Origin of the sequence: Streptosporangium sp. NPDC049078, from assembly GCF_040648855.1 — a bacterium.
In the GTDB taxonomy this organism is placed as follows: domain Bacteria; phylum Actinomycetota; class Actinomycetes; order Streptosporangiales; family Streptosporangiaceae; genus Streptosporangium.
In genome coordinates, this window is record NZ_JBEZEL010000002.1 from 198902 (window position 1) to 212873 (window position 13972).

Here is a 13972-nt window from a genome sequence, read left to right on the forward strand (position 1 = left end):
GTAAGATCCGCTTGTGAGCTGATGTCCGGATCAAGGTTGAGGCTGGGAACAGTCAGGAAGCGAAGACACGGGCGTCGAGGAACGGGGTACGGAACTTGCCCGTGGGATCGAGGTCGGCGGCCAGGCGCCGGAAGTCCGGGAGCCGGTCGTACAGGGAGTTCAGGCGATCGGGTCCCATGAGGAAGAGTTTGCCCCAGTGCGGGCGGGCCTCGAAGGGCTCCAGCGACTCCTCGACCACGGCGAGCACCCGGCTCACCGCAGGCCAGTCCTTCTTCCAGGTGAAGTGGACGGCGACGACGTCCTCGCGGTAGGCGGTGCTCAGCCACAGGTCGTCCGCCGCGACGGTACGGATCTCCGAGATCTGCAGGACGGGGGCGATGACGTCCCTGACCGCGTCCAGCGCGCGGAGCGCGGCGAGGGCGTGGCGGCGCGGCAACAGATACTCCGACTGGAGCTCCTCCCCGCTGCTCGGGGTGAAGTCCAGACGGAAGTGCGGCAGCCGGTCGTACCAGGGGCCGGGGACGCCCATCTGCGCGGTGCAGTTGACGGCGGAGATCCCCGGCAGCGGGTGCCGGTCGGCCGTGGCCGCCGTGGTGTCCAGCCAGCGCGGCGCCGCCTCCCACGGACCGGGCTCGTCCTCGCGGCGCTTCACCCACACCTGGTCGATCCGGGGGCCGCTCCAGCCGGTGAACAAACTCACGCTGTACGCGGCGGAGAGGACCTCCTCGAAGTGCTCCTCCAGACGCGCCCACGGCAGGTTCTCGTAGACGTACTGCCGTACCTCGAAGGCCGGGACGACATCGAGGACGACCCTGGTGACGACGCCCAGCGCGCCGAGGCCGACGACCGCCCCGGCGAAGCGGTCGCCGTCCTTCTCGCGGCTGAGGACGGTGATCTCGCCGTCCGCGGTGACGAGTTCGAGGCCGGAGACCGCGGTGGCCAGGTTGCCGTTGGCGACGCCGGAGCCGTGCGTGGCCGTGGCGCAGGCGCCGGCGACCGAGATGTGCGGCAGGGAGCCGAGGTTGGGCAGTGCGTAGCCCTCGCCATACAGCCACCGGCTCAGCTCGCCGTAGCGCACCCCGCCGCCGACCGTGACCGTGCCCCGCTCCGGGTCGAGTTCGAAGGCGGCGGGCAGGCCCTCCAGCGAGACGAGGTCACCGCCGGGACGGTCGGCGATCTCGTTGAAGGAGTGACGGGTGCCGAGCGCCCCGATGGCGGCGCTGCCCGCGACCACCTCCTGGAGCTCCTCGACGTCGCCGGGGCGGTGGATCCGCGCGGCGCCGTAGGTGATGTTGCCCGCCCAGTTCAGCAACCCTCTGGTCACGATGTGCCCTCTCCACGCCTCACGCCAGGCCGTACGCGGCGGATGCGCGCCACACGCGGTGATCGTGCCGGGACACGGACTCACTCGGGTGACCGGGCGGGGGCACGGATCGCGGCCGGGCGGTCGCGGTCGTGGCCGTGCGCGAGCACGGCTCATGACCGGTGATCGCGCGAAACGCGACGGCGGGCATTGCCGCCCCCAGGTTAGTTGAGAAATGTCCGAACATCACCGGGGGCCTTCACCGGCCGCGGGCCGCGCACTCGATGCAGGTCCTGGCGATCGGGCGTGCCTTCAGGCGCTCCAGGGCGATGGGGCGCCCGCAGTCGTCGCACACGCCGTAGGTGCCCCGCCGAAGTCGCCCCGCCACCTCGTCGAGATCGTCGAGATGGGCTCGCGCCCTGTCGAGCAGGGCCTGGAGATGGGACCGTTCGAAGGCGATCGTCGCCCCCTCCGGGTCGTGCTCGTCGTCATTGCCCACCAGCGCCGACGCCTCGACGAGGTCGTCCCAGTCACGTGTCAGCGCCGCGATCTGGGCCACCGTCCTCTCGCGGTCCTCGGCGAGCAGATCTCGCATCGCCGCCCGCTGGGAGGAGGACAGCACGGTTTTCCCGGGCCGCTCGCCCATCGCCGTCTCCCCCGTCCTGTCGCGGATCCGCTCCTGGCCATGAGCATCGTCGACCCATGTCATGAGACCACCGACCTGTGTCTTTCCCCTGGTTCAGGGCGCGTGAGGGGGAACAGCCCGTACGGCGACGTGGGCACCCTCGCCGCCGTAGGAGCCTTTCGCGGGAACGGGGACCGGGGATCGGGCCCGCCGTTCCACGGCAGGCACGCTCGATCCTCTCCGGCACCGATCAGCGGGCCCTCCCGTGTCCCGGACGCCGCCCCGTGCCCGGAGCGGGTGTTCCACGGAGCGGGTGTCAGAAGGAGAAGATCGGCCCTGTCGCGGTGCGCAGCTCGCACTGGTTGCTGAAGGTCCGCTGGTATCTGATGAAGCGGCCGTTCCAGGTGCCTGTCGCGGTGACGGTGATGGGCTCGTAGTACTGCGGGCAGGCCCTCCAGGGCAGCCTGATGCGTGCGGGGTCGCCCTGCGCCCTGAGCAGCAGCGAGCATGCCTGGCTTCCCTCGGGATGCGGGCCGTAGAGCGGCGTGCATCCGAGGCGGATGGTCCGCGTCCTGCCTATGCGCGAGACGGTCAGCGTGAGGTGCTTGGCGTACGGGCCTCCGGCCGTCGGCCACGGCGGGCGGGGCGGCATCGGGGCCGGAATCGGCGGAGGCGGGATGGGCTGACCCCACGGCGGGCGCGGGATCGAAGTGGGCCAGGGCGGCACCGGAACGGGCGGGGTCGCGATGGGCTGTGTCGGGATCGGGATCGGGATGGGCCTGGGCGGAACGGGCGGGGTCGGGATGGGCCTGGGTGGCCACGGGGGCGGATCGGCGACCGACTGGGCCACGGGCGGGTCGGGTATGTGGTTCGGCGGTGACTGCGTGTCCGCGGTGGCGGTGCCGCTGAGGATGACGAGCCCGGCGGTGGCCAGGCCGAGAATACATCGCATAGTTTCCCCCGATAAATACGAATTTCGCATATAACCGATAAGTCGTTTTCGGTTGATTTGGGGGGAGCGAGTCGTACCCTGAGCTGCGAAGAGGCTACGTCGATAACGCGGGGATGTCTCGCAGTGACTCGCCACGGAATGCCATGAATTCACCGGTCGAGGGCGTCTCCGCACGGCCGCTCGGGGCAAAGGTCCGCGAGCATGATCGATCACACCGCAGATGGCGCCGTCCGCGGTGAGGGCGCGGGTTTCCGATGATCGCCGAGGTGACCGCGGGCCGGCTGATGACGAAGGCCGGGGCCCAGGGCTGAAGGCCGGGTGGTCCGAGGCGGTCGGGGAAGGCCGCCTCGGACCGGACTCGGACCGGACTCGGACCGGACTCGGACCGGATGAGTGCGGTGGTGGTCAGCCGGCGTAGGGGGCGGCGACATCGAGGATCCAGGTGACGCCGAAGCGGTCGGTCAGCATCCCGAAGCCCGGCGCCCACTGCGAGGGACCGTACTTCTCGATGAGGTCGGCGCCGTCGGCGAGCCTGTCCCACAACGCGCCGACCTCCTCGGCGGTTTCGCCGCGGACGGACACGAAGAACCGCTCGCCGGTCAGCGTCATGCCGTGCTCACGAGTGGTGGCGGCGGGCACGGCGGGGGCCGGCGCCTGGCCGGGCACGTCGTAGGCCATGACGGCGAAACCGTTGTCGGCCGCGACCTGGCCGAAGACGATCTTGTCGGCGTCGGGCATGTCCTTCGGCATGCCGAAGTCGCCGTAGGTGATGGTGGTGAGGTGGCCGCCGAACACGGTCCGGTAGAACTCCAGCGCCGCGCGGGCGTCGCCGCGGAAGTTCAGGTGGGTGGTGGTGGAAATGGCCATGTGGGTGACTCCTTGTTGATTTTCCAGGCGCGGTACGGCCGGTATGGGGTGGTGAATCTCATGTGAGAGCACCGGGGAAAGAGGGCGGCCGGGTCGCGGTGGCCGACCGGCTCGAAACGAAGATTCGCAGGGGTAGGTGACAGGATGTGGCACCTACTTCGGACAGAATCAGGTTCATGCCGAAGACTTCCGCCCGACTGCTGGCCCTGCTGTCGCTGCTGCAGACCCGCCGGGACTGGTCCGGCACGGTGCTGGCCGATCGCCTGGACATCAGCCTGCGCACCGTGCGCCGCGATGTCGACCGGCTCCGCGAGCTCGGCTACCCCATCGCCGCCGTCAAAGGTCCCGACGGCGGTTACCGGCTCGGCGCCGGCACCGAACTACCCCCGCTGCTGTTCGACGACGAACAGGCCGTCGCCCTCACCATCGCCCTCCAGATCGCCGCCACCACCCCCGGCAACGGCCTCGCCGAACCCGCCGAACGGGCACTGAACACCATCCGGCAGGTCATGCCCTCCCGGCTCCGGCACCGCGTCGACGCGGTGCGCGTCACCGCCGTCGAACCCCCTGCCACCCGACCGGCCGCCCCGGTCGACGGCGACGTACTCCTGACTGTCAGCGCCGCCGTCCACGCCCGCGAGATCCTGCGCTTCGACTACGCCGCCGGGGCCGCGGACGAACCCCCGCGCCGCGTCGAACCCCACCACGTCATCACCTGGGACGGACGCTGGTACCTCATCGCCTGGGACCTCGACCGCGACGACTGGCGCACCTTCCGCGCCGACCGGATCACCCCGCACACCCCCAACGGGCCCCGGTTCACCCCACGCGTACTGCCCGGAGGAGACGTCGCCGCCTTCGTCACCGGCACGTTCCGCGGCTCCGGCGACTCCTCGGGCAACTGGCCCTGCCAAGGCACGGTGATCCTCAACCTGCCCGCCGCCACCGTGGCCCTCTACACCCGCGACGGAGTCGTCGAGGAGATCGGCCCCTACCGCTGCCGGCTCACCCTCGGATCCTGGTCCTGGCCCAGCCTTGCCGCCGCCATCGCCCGTTACGACGCCGACTTCGAAGTCGTCGGTCCCGACGAACTCGCCGGCGCCTTCGAACACCTCGCCCGCCGATTCACCAGGACCACGGCCGGCCCCGTCGCCCGCTCAGGCCGGTGGTACCGAGGCAGTGCGCCTGACGTGGCCGACATGCCAGAAGCCCCTCGAACACCATGAAGGCGGATAGTCACCCACCACACACGGCCAGCTGTTCGGAGCCACCCAGGACGACCGCGACACCGTCTTCGCCCTGAGGTCACGAGCGTCTCCGGCACCGGAAGGCGAGCGGAGACGACTCGACCGCGCCCGGGCGGATTTCGCGGTGGGCGCGGTCGGGTGAGCGACGTCGATGCCTTGTGGGCCTCTGTCGAAACCTCCTACGGCAGATCGTGCCGTACGGTCCTTCGCTAGCGGCCGGTCCTTCGCTAGCGGCCGGCGCGGTTGACCGCGGAGATGACGGCCTTGAGCGAGGCGGTGGTGGTGTTGGAGTCGATGCCGACACCCCACAGGGTGCGGCCGGCGATCTCGCACTCGATGTAGGAGGCGGCCTTGGCGTCGGTCCCCGCGCTCATGGCGTGCTCGGCGTAGTCGAGGACGCGCACCTGGACGCCGACCCTCGCCAGGGCGTCGCAGAAGGCGGAGATGGGACCGTTGCCGACCCCCTCGACCTCGCGGATCTCACCGTCGAGGCGCAGGTCGGCGCTGATGGCGTCCTTGCCGTCACCCCTGGAGGTGGTGCGGTGGGCCAGCAGACCCAGACGGCCCCACGGGCTGGCCGGGTTGGGCAGGTATTCGTCGGTGAAGACCTCCCACATCCGGGTGGCGTTCACCTCGCCGCCGACGGTGTCGGTGTGGGCCTGGACCGCGCGGGAGAACTCGATCTGCAGGCGGCGCGGCAGGTCCAGGTGGTGGTCGGCCTTCATGATGTAGGCGACGCCGCCCTTGCCGGACTGGCTGTTGACCCGGATGACCGCCTCGTAGGTGCGGCCGATGTCCTTGGGGTCGATCGGCAGGTACGGGACCGCCCAGGTGAACTCCTCGACCGGAACGACCGCGGCGGCCGCGTCACGCTCCAGGTGCTCGAAGCCCTTCTTGATGGCGTCCTGGTGGGAGCCGGAGAAGGCGGTGTAGACGAGTTCGCCGCCCCACGGGTGGCGCGGGTGGACGGGCAGCTGGTTGCAGTATTCGGTGACCCGGCGGATCTCGTCGATGTCGGAGATGTCGACCTCGGGGTCGACGCCCTGCGAGAACAGGTTCATGCCCAGCGTGACCAGGCAGACGTTGCCGGTGCGCTCACCGTTGCCGAACAGGCAGCCCTCGATCCGGTCGGCCCCCGCCATGTAGCCCAGTTCGGCGGCGGCGACGGCGGTGCCTCGGTCGTTGTGGGGGTGCAGGGACAGCACGATCGAGTCGCGGTGGGCGAGGTTGCGGTGCATCCACTCGATCTGGTCGGCGTAGACGTTGGGCGTGGCCATCTCGACGGTGGCGGGCAGGTTGATGATGACCTTGCGGTCGGGAGTCGGCTGCCAGACGTCGTTGACGGCGTCGCAGACCTCCACCGCGTACTCCAGCTCGGTGCCGGTGAAGGACTCGGGGGAGTACTGGAAGTAGATCTCCGTGTCGTCCATCTGGGCGGCGAGCTTCTTGCAGAGCTTGGCGCCCTCGACCGCGATCGCGGTGATGCCCTCGCGGTCCTGGCCGAAGACGACCCGCCGCTGGAGGGTGGAGGTGGAGTTGTACAGGTGGACGATCGCCTGCTTGGCCCCGCGCACCGACTCGAAGGTCCGCTCGATCAGCTCGGCCCGCGCCTGGGTGAGGACCTGGATCACCACGTCGTCGGGGATCAGGTCCTCTTCGATGATCTGCCGTACGAAGTCGAAGTCGGTCTGGGAGGCGGCGGGAAAGCCCACCTCGATCTCCTTGTATCCCATCTTCACCAGCAGCTCGAACATCTTGAGCTTGCGGTGGGAGTCCATGGGATCGATCAGTGCCTGGTTACCGTCACGCAGGTCGACGGCGCACCATCGGGGGGCTCGGTCGATGACCTTGCCGGGCCAGGTGCGGTCGTCCAGCCGGATCGGCGCGAAGGACTGGTAACGCGTGAAGGGCATGGGACTGGGTTGCTGCTGCGGATACATGCAAGGCTCCTCGACTGGGAAAACAATCGTGGCCGACGCGCATGGCTCGCTCCGCGACGAGGGAGCCGGCCTCTACAGGCCCTCGTCGCGGCAGCTAAGAAGCAGACCGCGCAGCATGCCTAGCACGTTAGCAGACGTCTCAGGATCCCCGTGCCCCGGTCTCACATCGCGGGACTTCGAAGATCTTCCAGATCCCGTCCGTACGGGAGGCGCCGCCCGCGACGGCCGCCGCGCGAGGCCGCCCGATTCCCCCGGTGCGACGATCCACTGATCGGATACAGTCCAGAAATACTCTGACAGGGGGAACGGCCATGAAGGACGGCGACATCCTCGCCCACATCAACGAGCTGATCGCCGAGGAGCGGGAGCTCCGGGCGAAGCTGGGCTCGCACTCGATCTCCTCACACGAGGAGAACAACCGGATCAAGCAGCTGGAGGAGGCTCTCGACCAGGCTTGGGACCTGCTCAGGCAGCGCCGGGCGCTCCGCGAGTTCGGCGAGGACCCCGACTCGGCGGCCCCCCGCCCGATCGACGAGGTCGAAGACTACCGTCAGTGACCGTTCACCCGGAAAGTCGTCACAGGGAGTGCGTCGGCCGCCCCGCGAGCTGACCCGTCACTCCCGCTCGCCCGCCCCTGCCGCTCCGCCGCACTCACCCGGCGCGCGGCTCGGTCACGGACGGAGACTCGGCGGAAGTCGGAGACCTGGCGGGGGTCGGAGACTTCTCCGCACTCGGGGACGGATGTGGAGACGGATCCGGGGACCGGTCGGAGGACGGTGGCAGCGGGCCGGTCGCCTTCTCCGGACGGCCCTCGCAGCGCGAGTCCGCCGAAGTCCGCTGCGACGCCGGGGCGAGCCAGGAGATCACACTCTGTTCGACGTACCAGCCGTGCAGGTTCACCCACGTCCTGGGCACCTCACCGGGATCGGGGCAGAGCACCTTCGACTGCAGCCTGTCGTTCTGGATGAACTCCACGGCACCGTCGCGCTTGAGGACGGTGGTCATCTGGTCGTCGCTGGCGACCATGTAGCCCACGACCACCTCGGCGGGCCTCTTCGCGGTCGGACTCTCCACGCTGATCTGTATGGCGATCAGCGGGAGGATCGGCGCCCTCATCACGACCACGCCGACCAGGAACGGTGTGAACACCGCCATCCCGATCGCGATGCCGTGGGTCAGCACCCTGGCCGGCGCCTCGGGCACGGGACCGGTCAGCAGCGCCGCGAACACCGGGGGAAGCGTGAGCAGGATCGCGGTCGCCACGTCCCGCGCGGTGAACGCCGAGACGATCGCCGGCCACAGCATGACGTACGACAGTACGGCGGCGATCACCGGCAGCGCGTAGCAGAACGTCGTCCGCAGCTCCTCGTGATCCGGGAACCGTTCGCGCACGGTCAGCCCGAGCAGGGCGAGTGACATCATCGCGAGCGTCGGCAGGAAGCGCAGCTGCCAGGTGCACACACCCATCGCGACGGCGAGGACCACGACCCAGCCGGGCAGCCGCTGGGCGCTGTGCACCAGCCACGAGAAGCGGCCGGTGCTGATCCAGTAGAGGGTGCCGAGAAGCCTGCCCCCGACCACGACGACGGGCAGCACCCACACCGTGGTCAGCAGGACCGCGCTCAGCAGGCCCAGCGGGCTGATGGTCTGCACGAGCAGGAGCAGCGTCTGGGTGTCCTGCCTGCTGGCGTACCACAGCCGCATCACCAGCAGGACGATCGGGAACACCGGCAGCAGCGTGAGGAACCACTCCTGGTTCCTCGGCGCGTCCCTCAACCGCGCGTTGGGCTTCAAGGCGCGGAGGGGCAATCCCGCACGGGGAGGGTCCGCTCCCAGGGCCAGCGGCGTACGTCCGGGGGAAGCGCGCACGGCTGCTGCGCCTGCGCCACGTCCACCCCCGGGTTGGCCGCCAGCAACGGCCGGATGTGCTTCTCGTACGCCTCCTCCCACATCTTGTTGCCCGGATCGGCGTAGGAGCGGTAGAGCGCGAGGTCGACCAGGGTGCGCAGCGCGCGGTTGGAACCCGCGTTGACCGCCCACATCTCCGTCTTCTCCAGCGCGATGTCGTGGTGGCGCAGCTTCCTCTCCGGCTGTGCGACGAACCCGGCCAGCAGTGCCGCGTCGGTCGTCACCGCCTCGGCCGCCCTGTCGCTCGGCACACCGTCCGCCAGGCGGTCCACGCACTTGCTGATCAGGAGCTCGGCGATGGGATCGGTCTTGATCGCCTTCCTCAGTTCGGTCAGGGAGGTCGAGGTGCCGAGTGAGCAGACCTTCCTGCCCTCAAGCTGACCCAGCGAGGCGACGTTGTCGTCGGGGTAGTCGGCCCTGGTCACCACCGACTGCTCGGTGTAGAGGTAGGGCGTGGAGAAACCGACGGAGGGGTCGGCCCTGCGTTCCGGCGTCACGCTGAAGGTCGCCACCACGAGGTCGACCTTGACGAACGTGCCGTCCGTGTCGCGGGCCTGCATACGCGCCCTGTCCTCGGTCTCGATGGCGAGGAAGTCGACCTGGTCGGGCCGGAATCCCAGATCCGCCGCGATCATGTAGGCGATGTCGATGTCGAAGCCGGTGAAACCGGTCCCGCCCGGCTCCCGCAGGGCGATGCCGGGGGTGTCCTCCTTCACCCCGATCAACAGTCTGTCCTTGTTGAGGAGTCCCGCCTTCTCCCGCAGCTCGGCCTCGGTGGGAGGCCCGTTCACCCACGCGATGGACACCCCGACCACGACCGCGGCGAGCACCAGCGCGATCCAGGCGGCCAGCCGGAAACGGCGGAAACGGCGCCTGCGGGGCGGCCCCGGCGCTCCGGCCGGGGTGGTCGGCGGCCCGGGCTGGAAGCCCTTGACGTCCGCGTCGTCGAATCGCGGAGCGCGATCGTAGCGGTCGTCGTAGCGCCGGTCGCGTCCGTACCCGTCATCGTCCCGGCGGTCCCGGTCATAGCGGTCGTCAGACCTCCGGCCGCGCTCATATCGCCCGCCGTCGCGCCGGTCGCGTCCGTACCCGTCATCGTTCCAGCGGTCCCGGTCATAGCGGTCATCGGGATCACCACCCCGCCGGTCACGCTCATACCGATCGTCACCCCGCCGGTCACGGTCATAGCGGTCATCAGACCTCTGATCACGCTCGCGGCGGTCATCAGACCTCTGATCGCGGTCGTGGCGGTCATCGGGATCACGACCCTGCCGGTCGCGTCCCTCGTCGCCTCGCGAGCCGGGGGCGGCGGGGCTGGCGCCGTCCGGCTCGCCGATCGCCCCGCCGGGCGGTGTCTCGCGCTCGCCGACGGCCGGAGGGCCGGTCTCCCCCGAGCCCGCGGCCAGGCCGCCACTCTCTCCCGGGGAAGACCGGCGCTGCTTCTCGGGAGGTGAGGGAGCCTTTTCCGGGCCCGTCTCCCCGTCCGCAGGTTCCTTCGCCATGACACCCCCGGACTCCGCTTTTCTGGGCAGATTATGTCGTCGTCACCCGCCGCGGGAGGCTCTTCATCAAGAAGTGATCAAATGGACCCTTCTTGATATTGGAAGTCCGATTCGGATTTTCTGCGGATCAGACGGCGAGAAGACGGTGAATTCCCTCCCCGCGCAGTTCCTCGGCCGCGCCCGAGTGGACGACGTGCCCGGCGTCGAGGATGAGGAAACGGTCGGCGAGGCGGAGCGCCAGATCCAGATACTGCTCGACCAGCAGAACCGACAGGCCCGTGGCGTGCAGCCGCTCGATCGCCTCCTCGATCTCGATGACGATCGACGGCTGGATGCCCTCGGTGGGCTCGTCGAGGATGAGCAGCTTGGGACGGGTGACGAGGGCGCGGGCGATGGCGAGCTGCTGTTGCTGCCCGCCGGACAGAAATCCGGCGCGCCGTTTGAGCAGCGGCTTCAGACGCGGGAAGGTCTCCAGGGCCTCCTCCAGCGCCTCCTGCGGCCCCTTGGCGGCCTCCAGCGTGACCTGCAGATTGCCGAGCACGCTGAGCTGCGGGAACGTCTCGTGCCCCTGGGGGACGTACGCCATGCCGAGCCGGACCCGCTCGTGCGGCGGCATCCGGGTCACGTCGCGGCCCTCGAAGGTGACCGATCCCGCGGTGGCGGGCAGCACGCCCATCACCGTGTTGAGCAGGGTGGTCTTGCCGACCCCGTTGCGGCCCATCACGCACATCAGCTGCCCAGGCTCCACCTCCAGGGAGACTCCGAACAGCACCCGGGCCCTGCCGTACCCGGCGTCAAGTTCCTGTACCGACAGCATCGCTGCGCTTCCTTCCGATGTAGACCTCCTGCACGCGCGGATCGTCGCGAACCTCGTCGACCGACCCCTCGATCAGCACCTTGCCCTCGTGCAGGACGGTGACCTGCGAGGCGTACCTGCGCAGGAACTCCATGTCATGTTCGATCACGATCACCGTGTGGTCGTTCGCCACGGACGTGAGAAGCTCGCCGGTGCGCTCCCGCTCGTCCTTGGACATACCGGCCACCGGCTCGTCCAGCAGGAGCAGCTTGGGACTCTGGGTGAGCAGCATGCCGATCTCCAGCCACTGCCGCTGACCGTGGGAGAGCACCCCCGCGGGCCGATCGGCCAGCTCTTTGAGACCGGTGGTCTCCAGGGCCTCGGCGACGGCCTCCGAGATGCCCCGCCTGCGCCGGGTCAGCGACCAGAGCGGCCTGCGGAACGAAGCGGCCAGGTCGAGGTTCTCCAGGACGGTGAGCTCCTCGAAGACCACCGAGGTCTGGAAGGTCCGCCCGACGCCGAGCCGTACGATCTTGTGTTCGCGCTGCCCGACCAGGCTTTTCCCGTCGAAGACGACCTCGCCGGTGGTCGGGCGGGTGAGGCCGGTGATGACGTCGATGAGCGTGGTCTTCCCCGCCCCGTTGGGGCCGATCAGGAAGCGCAGCTCCCCCTTCTCGACGGTGAGGTCGATGCCGTCGATGGCGCGGAAGCCGTCGAAGACCACCGACAGCCCGCGCACCTCGATCATCGGGCTCATCCGACCTCCTCCATGACTCTCACTCCGGGGGCGTCCGCGGGCGGCGGTTCCGGGTCCGTACGACGTCTCGACCTGCGCGCCCAGGCGTCGCGCGCCGACGCCGCCACGCCGAGGATCCCCTTGGGGGCCAGGGTCATGACGAGGATGAACAGCACGCCCTGCAGGTAGAGCCAGCCGTCGGCGAACTGCTCGCTGAAGGACGTCTTGGCGTACCCCATCACGACCGCGCCGAGGATCGCCCCGGCCAGCGCGAACCTGCCGCCCACCGCGACCGCGACGACGAGTTCGAGGGAGGGGACCACGCCCAGCAGCGCGGGCGAGATGATGCCGACCACGGGCACGAACAGGGCCCCCGCGAGCCCGGCCATGCCCGCTGAGAGCGCGAAGGTGACGGTCTTGATCCTGGCGGGGTCGTAGCCGAGGAACCTGACGCGGTCCTCGCCGTCCCTGATCGCAACGAGCAGCCGCCCGAAGCGGCTTTTGACCAGCTGGCGGGCACCGAGATAGAGCAGTCCCGTGACGATCGCGACCGCGAAGTACAGCCCGCGCTGGGTGGAGTCGGCCGCCAGGTCCTGGCCGAACAGGTCGTAGAAGTTGGTCAGGCCGTTGGTGCCGCCGGTCAGGCCCTGCTGGCCGACGAGCAGGATGACGAACGCGGCGGCGAGCGCCTGGGTGAGGATCGCGAAGTAGGCGCCGCGCACCCGCTGCCTGAACACCAGCAGGCCGAGCACCGTGGCGATCGCCATCGGCCCGACGACGACCATGGCGAGCGCGAACACCGGGTTCGCGAACGGTTTCCACAGGGCGGGCAGCTGCTCGACCCCGCTCCACACCATGAAGTCGGGCAGGTCGCCCTGGGCGTCCACCAGTTTCAGGTGCATCGCCATGGCATAGCCGCCGAGGCCGAAGAACACGCCCTGGCCCAGGGTGAGCATGCCGCCCTGCCCCCAGGCCAGGCCGATGCCCAGGGCGATGATCGCGAAGCAGAGATACTTGGCCAGCAGGCCGAGACGGAAGGGCTCCAGCAGCAGCGGCGCGACCACGAGGGCGAGCACGGCCACCACCGCGAAGACCCCGGGCCCCCTGAGACGTGCGAGATTCATGTCAAAGCCCTCGATCGGAGTACGAACAGGCCCTGTGGCCGGAACTGGAGGAAGGCGATGATCGCGGCGAACACGATCACCTTCGCCAGGCTGGCGTCGCTCCAGAACTCGGCGTAGGAGTTGAGCAGGCCGAGGCCGGCGGCGGCGATGACGGCGCCGCGCAGCTGGCCGAGGCCTCCGGCGACGACCACGAGGAAGGCGTCGACGATGTAGTAGGTGCCGAGGGCGGGTCCGACGGGGCCGATGAGGGTGAGGGCCACTCCGGCGACCCCGGCCAGGCCGGAGCCGATGAAGAAGGTGCGCTGGTCCACGTGGGCGGTGTTGATGCCGCTGACCGCGGCCAGCTGGCGGTTCTGCATCACCGCCTGCATCCGCCGCCCCTGGCCGGTGCGGTTCATGTAGGCCCAGATGCCGACGACGGTGACGATGGCGAGGGCGAAGATGAAGAGCCGGTTGTAGGGCAGGGACGCGATGCCGCCCTGCAGCCAGGTGGGTGCCTGTACCTGCACGTTGGGCGCCCCGAACAGGTCGCGGGCGAGCTGCTGCAGCACGAGGCTCACGCCCCAGGTGAGCAGCAGGGTGTCGAGCGGGCGGCCGTAGAAGTGGCGGATCGCGGTCCGTTCGAGGATGAGCCCCATCAGCCCGGCGACCAGGAAGGCGACGGGCAGGGCGACGATCACGGCCATCCGGCCGGTGAGGTCCTGGAGCAGGTAGGCGGTGTACGCGCCCGCCATGATGAACTCGCCGTGGGCCATGTTGATCACGCCCATCTGGCCGAACGTGAACGTCAGGCCGAGGGCGATGAGGAGCAGTACGGCGCCGATGGACAGGCCGATCGGGAGCTGGTTGAGGAAGGCCTCCACCGAATCCCCTTCCTAGGAGTGTCTGGCTCCGGAGCGGGCCGTGCCGCATTGTGGGTGCGCCACGGTGCTGCCCGTGATCTGGTCACGGCCCGGTCCGGAGCCGGTCTGA

Annotated in this window: 13 protein-coding genes; 2 read left to right on the forward strand and 11 right to left on the reverse strand. The window is 69.5% G+C overall.

Going from position 1 to position 13972, the window contains the following annotated elements; all coding sequences use genetic code 11:
- Nucleotides 1-52 precede the first annotated feature (52 nt).
- The 4 genes from AB0B90_RS03755 to AB0B90_RS03770 form a co-directional block, all read right to left on the reverse strand.
- Nucleotides 53-1324 (reverse strand): FAD-binding protein, encoded by a 1272-nt coding sequence (locus tag AB0B90_RS03755; protein ID WP_362920618.1) that lies wholly within the window; start codon nucleotides 1322-1324, stop codon nucleotides 53-55.
- A 238-nt stretch (nucleotides 1325-1562) separates the two neighbouring features.
- A complete protein-coding gene (locus AB0B90_RS03760) occupies nucleotides 1563-2012 on the reverse strand; it encodes a TraR/DksA C4-type zinc finger protein (RefSeq protein ID WP_350944529.1) in 450 nt (149 codons plus the stop codon).
- A 232-nt stretch (nucleotides 2013-2244) separates the two neighbouring features.
- Nucleotides 2245-2880 carry an SSI family serine proteinase inhibitor gene (locus AB0B90_RS03765; RefSeq protein WP_362920621.1) on the reverse strand — a complete coding sequence of 212 codons (636 nt, stop codon included), beginning with the start codon at nucleotides 2878-2880 and terminating at the stop codon, nucleotides 2245-2247.
- Between the two features lie 405 nt (nucleotides 2881-3285).
- The gene (locus tag AB0B90_RS03770) at nucleotides 3286-3747 is read right to left on the reverse strand and encodes a VOC family protein (protein WP_350944531.1); all 462 of its coding nucleotides are present in this window, start codon (nucleotides 3745-3747) and stop codon (nucleotides 3286-3288) included.
- Between the two features lie 176 nt (nucleotides 3748-3923).
- On the opposite strand from AB0B90_RS03770, the gene AB0B90_RS03775 reads away from it, so the two are divergent.
- Nucleotides 3924-4973, forward strand: a complete 1050-nt coding sequence (locus AB0B90_RS03775; protein WP_362920623.1) for a YafY family protein — start codon at nucleotides 3924-3926, stop codon at nucleotides 4971-4973.
- 248 nt (nucleotides 4974-5221) lie between these two features.
- Here AB0B90_RS03775 and leuA read toward each other — a convergent pair whose 3' ends face one another.
- Nucleotides 5222-6934 carry a 2-isopropylmalate synthase gene (gene leuA, locus AB0B90_RS03780; RefSeq protein ID WP_362920625.1) on the reverse strand — a complete coding sequence of 571 codons (1713 nt, stop codon included), beginning with the start codon at nucleotides 6932-6934 and terminating at the stop codon, nucleotides 5222-5224.
- Nucleotides 6935-7245: 311 nt separating this feature from the next.
- On the opposite strand from leuA, the gene AB0B90_RS03785 reads away from it, so the two are divergent.
- Nucleotides 7246-7491 (forward strand): DUF2630 family protein, encoded by a 246-nt coding sequence (locus AB0B90_RS03785; RefSeq protein ID WP_350944534.1) that lies wholly within the window; start codon nucleotides 7246-7248, stop codon nucleotides 7489-7491.
- A 94-nt stretch (nucleotides 7492-7585) separates the two neighbouring features.
- Here the strand turns inward: AB0B90_RS03785 and AB0B90_RS03790 are convergent, their stop codons facing one another.
- From AB0B90_RS03790 to urtB, 6 genes are all read right to left on the reverse strand, one after another.
- Nucleotides 7586-8728 (reverse strand): hypothetical protein, encoded by a 1143-nt coding sequence (locus tag AB0B90_RS03790; protein ID WP_350944535.1) that lies wholly within the window; start codon nucleotides 8726-8728, stop codon nucleotides 7586-7588.
- Nucleotides 8725-10344 carry a transporter substrate-binding domain-containing protein gene (locus AB0B90_RS03795; RefSeq protein WP_362920627.1) on the reverse strand — a complete coding sequence of 540 codons (1620 nt, stop codon included), beginning with the start codon at nucleotides 10342-10344 and terminating at the stop codon, nucleotides 8725-8727. Before AB0B90_RS03795 ends, AB0B90_RS03790 begins: the two co-directional genes overlap by 4 nt.
- Nucleotides 10345-10471: 127 nt before the next feature.
- Nucleotides 10472-11161, reverse strand: a complete 690-nt coding sequence (gene urtE / locus AB0B90_RS03800; RefSeq protein WP_350944538.1) for an urea ABC transporter ATP-binding subunit UrtE — start codon at nucleotides 11159-11161, stop codon at nucleotides 10472-10474.
- On the reverse strand, nucleotides 11139-11888 hold the full coding sequence (urtD, locus tag AB0B90_RS03805; RefSeq protein ID WP_350944841.1) for an urea ABC transporter ATP-binding protein UrtD: 750 nt from the start codon (nucleotides 11886-11888) through the stop codon (nucleotides 11139-11141). Before urtD ends, urtE begins: the two co-directional genes overlap by 23 nt.
- Nucleotides 11889-11893: 5 nt before the next feature.
- The gene (urtC, locus tag AB0B90_RS03810) at nucleotides 11894-13000 is read right to left on the reverse strand and encodes an urea ABC transporter permease subunit UrtC (RefSeq protein WP_362920629.1); all 1107 of its coding nucleotides are present in this window, start codon (nucleotides 12998-13000) and stop codon (nucleotides 11894-11896) included.
- Complete coding sequence (gene urtB, locus AB0B90_RS03815; RefSeq protein ID WP_350944542.1) at nucleotides 12997-13863, reverse strand: urea ABC transporter permease subunit UrtB; 867 nt, start codon at nucleotides 13861-13863, stop codon at nucleotides 12997-12999. The genes urtC and urtB overlap by 4 nt, the downstream gene beginning before the upstream one ends.
- Nucleotides 13864-13972 lie beyond the last annotated feature (109 nt).

Bases quoted from the DNA above. Each gene is read 5' to 3' on its own strand.
- urtE (WP_350944538.1), bottom strand. From the start codon at position 11,161: ATGCTGTCGGTACAGGAACTTGACGCCGGGTACGGCAGGGCCCGGGTG.
- AB0B90_RS03765 (WP_362920621.1), bottom strand. From the start codon at position 2,880: ATGCGATGTATTCTCGGCCTGGCCACCGCCGGGCTCGTCATCCTCAGC.
- AB0B90_RS03785 (WP_350944534.1), top strand. From the start codon at position 7,246: ATGAAGGACGGCGACATCCTCGCCCACATCAACGAGCTGATCGCCGAG.
- AB0B90_RS03775 (WP_362920623.1), top strand. From the start codon at position 3,924: ATGCCGAAGACTTCCGCCCGACTGCTGGCCCTGCTGTCGCTGCTGCAG.
- AB0B90_RS03795 (WP_362920627.1), bottom strand. From the start codon at position 10,344: ATGGCGAAGGAACCTGCGGACGGGGAGACGGGCCCGGAAAAGGCTCCC.
- leuA (WP_362920625.1), bottom strand. From the start codon at position 6,934: ATGTATCCGCAGCAGCAACCCAGTCCCATGCCCTTCACGCGTTACCAG.
- AB0B90_RS03770 (WP_350944531.1), bottom strand. From the start codon at position 3,747: ATGGCCATTTCCACCACCACCCACCTGAACTTCCGCGGCGACGCCCGC.
- AB0B90_RS03760 (WP_350944529.1), bottom strand. From the start codon at position 2,012: ATGACATGGGTCGACGATGCTCATGGCCAGGAGCGGATCCGCGACAGG.
- urtD (WP_350944841.1), bottom strand. From the start codon at position 11,888: ATGATCGAGGTGCGCGGGCTGTCGGTGGTCTTCGACGGCTTCCGCGCC.
- urtC (WP_362920629.1), bottom strand. From the start codon at position 13,000: ATGAATCTCGCACGTCTCAGGGGGCCCGGGGTCTTCGCGGTGGTGGCC.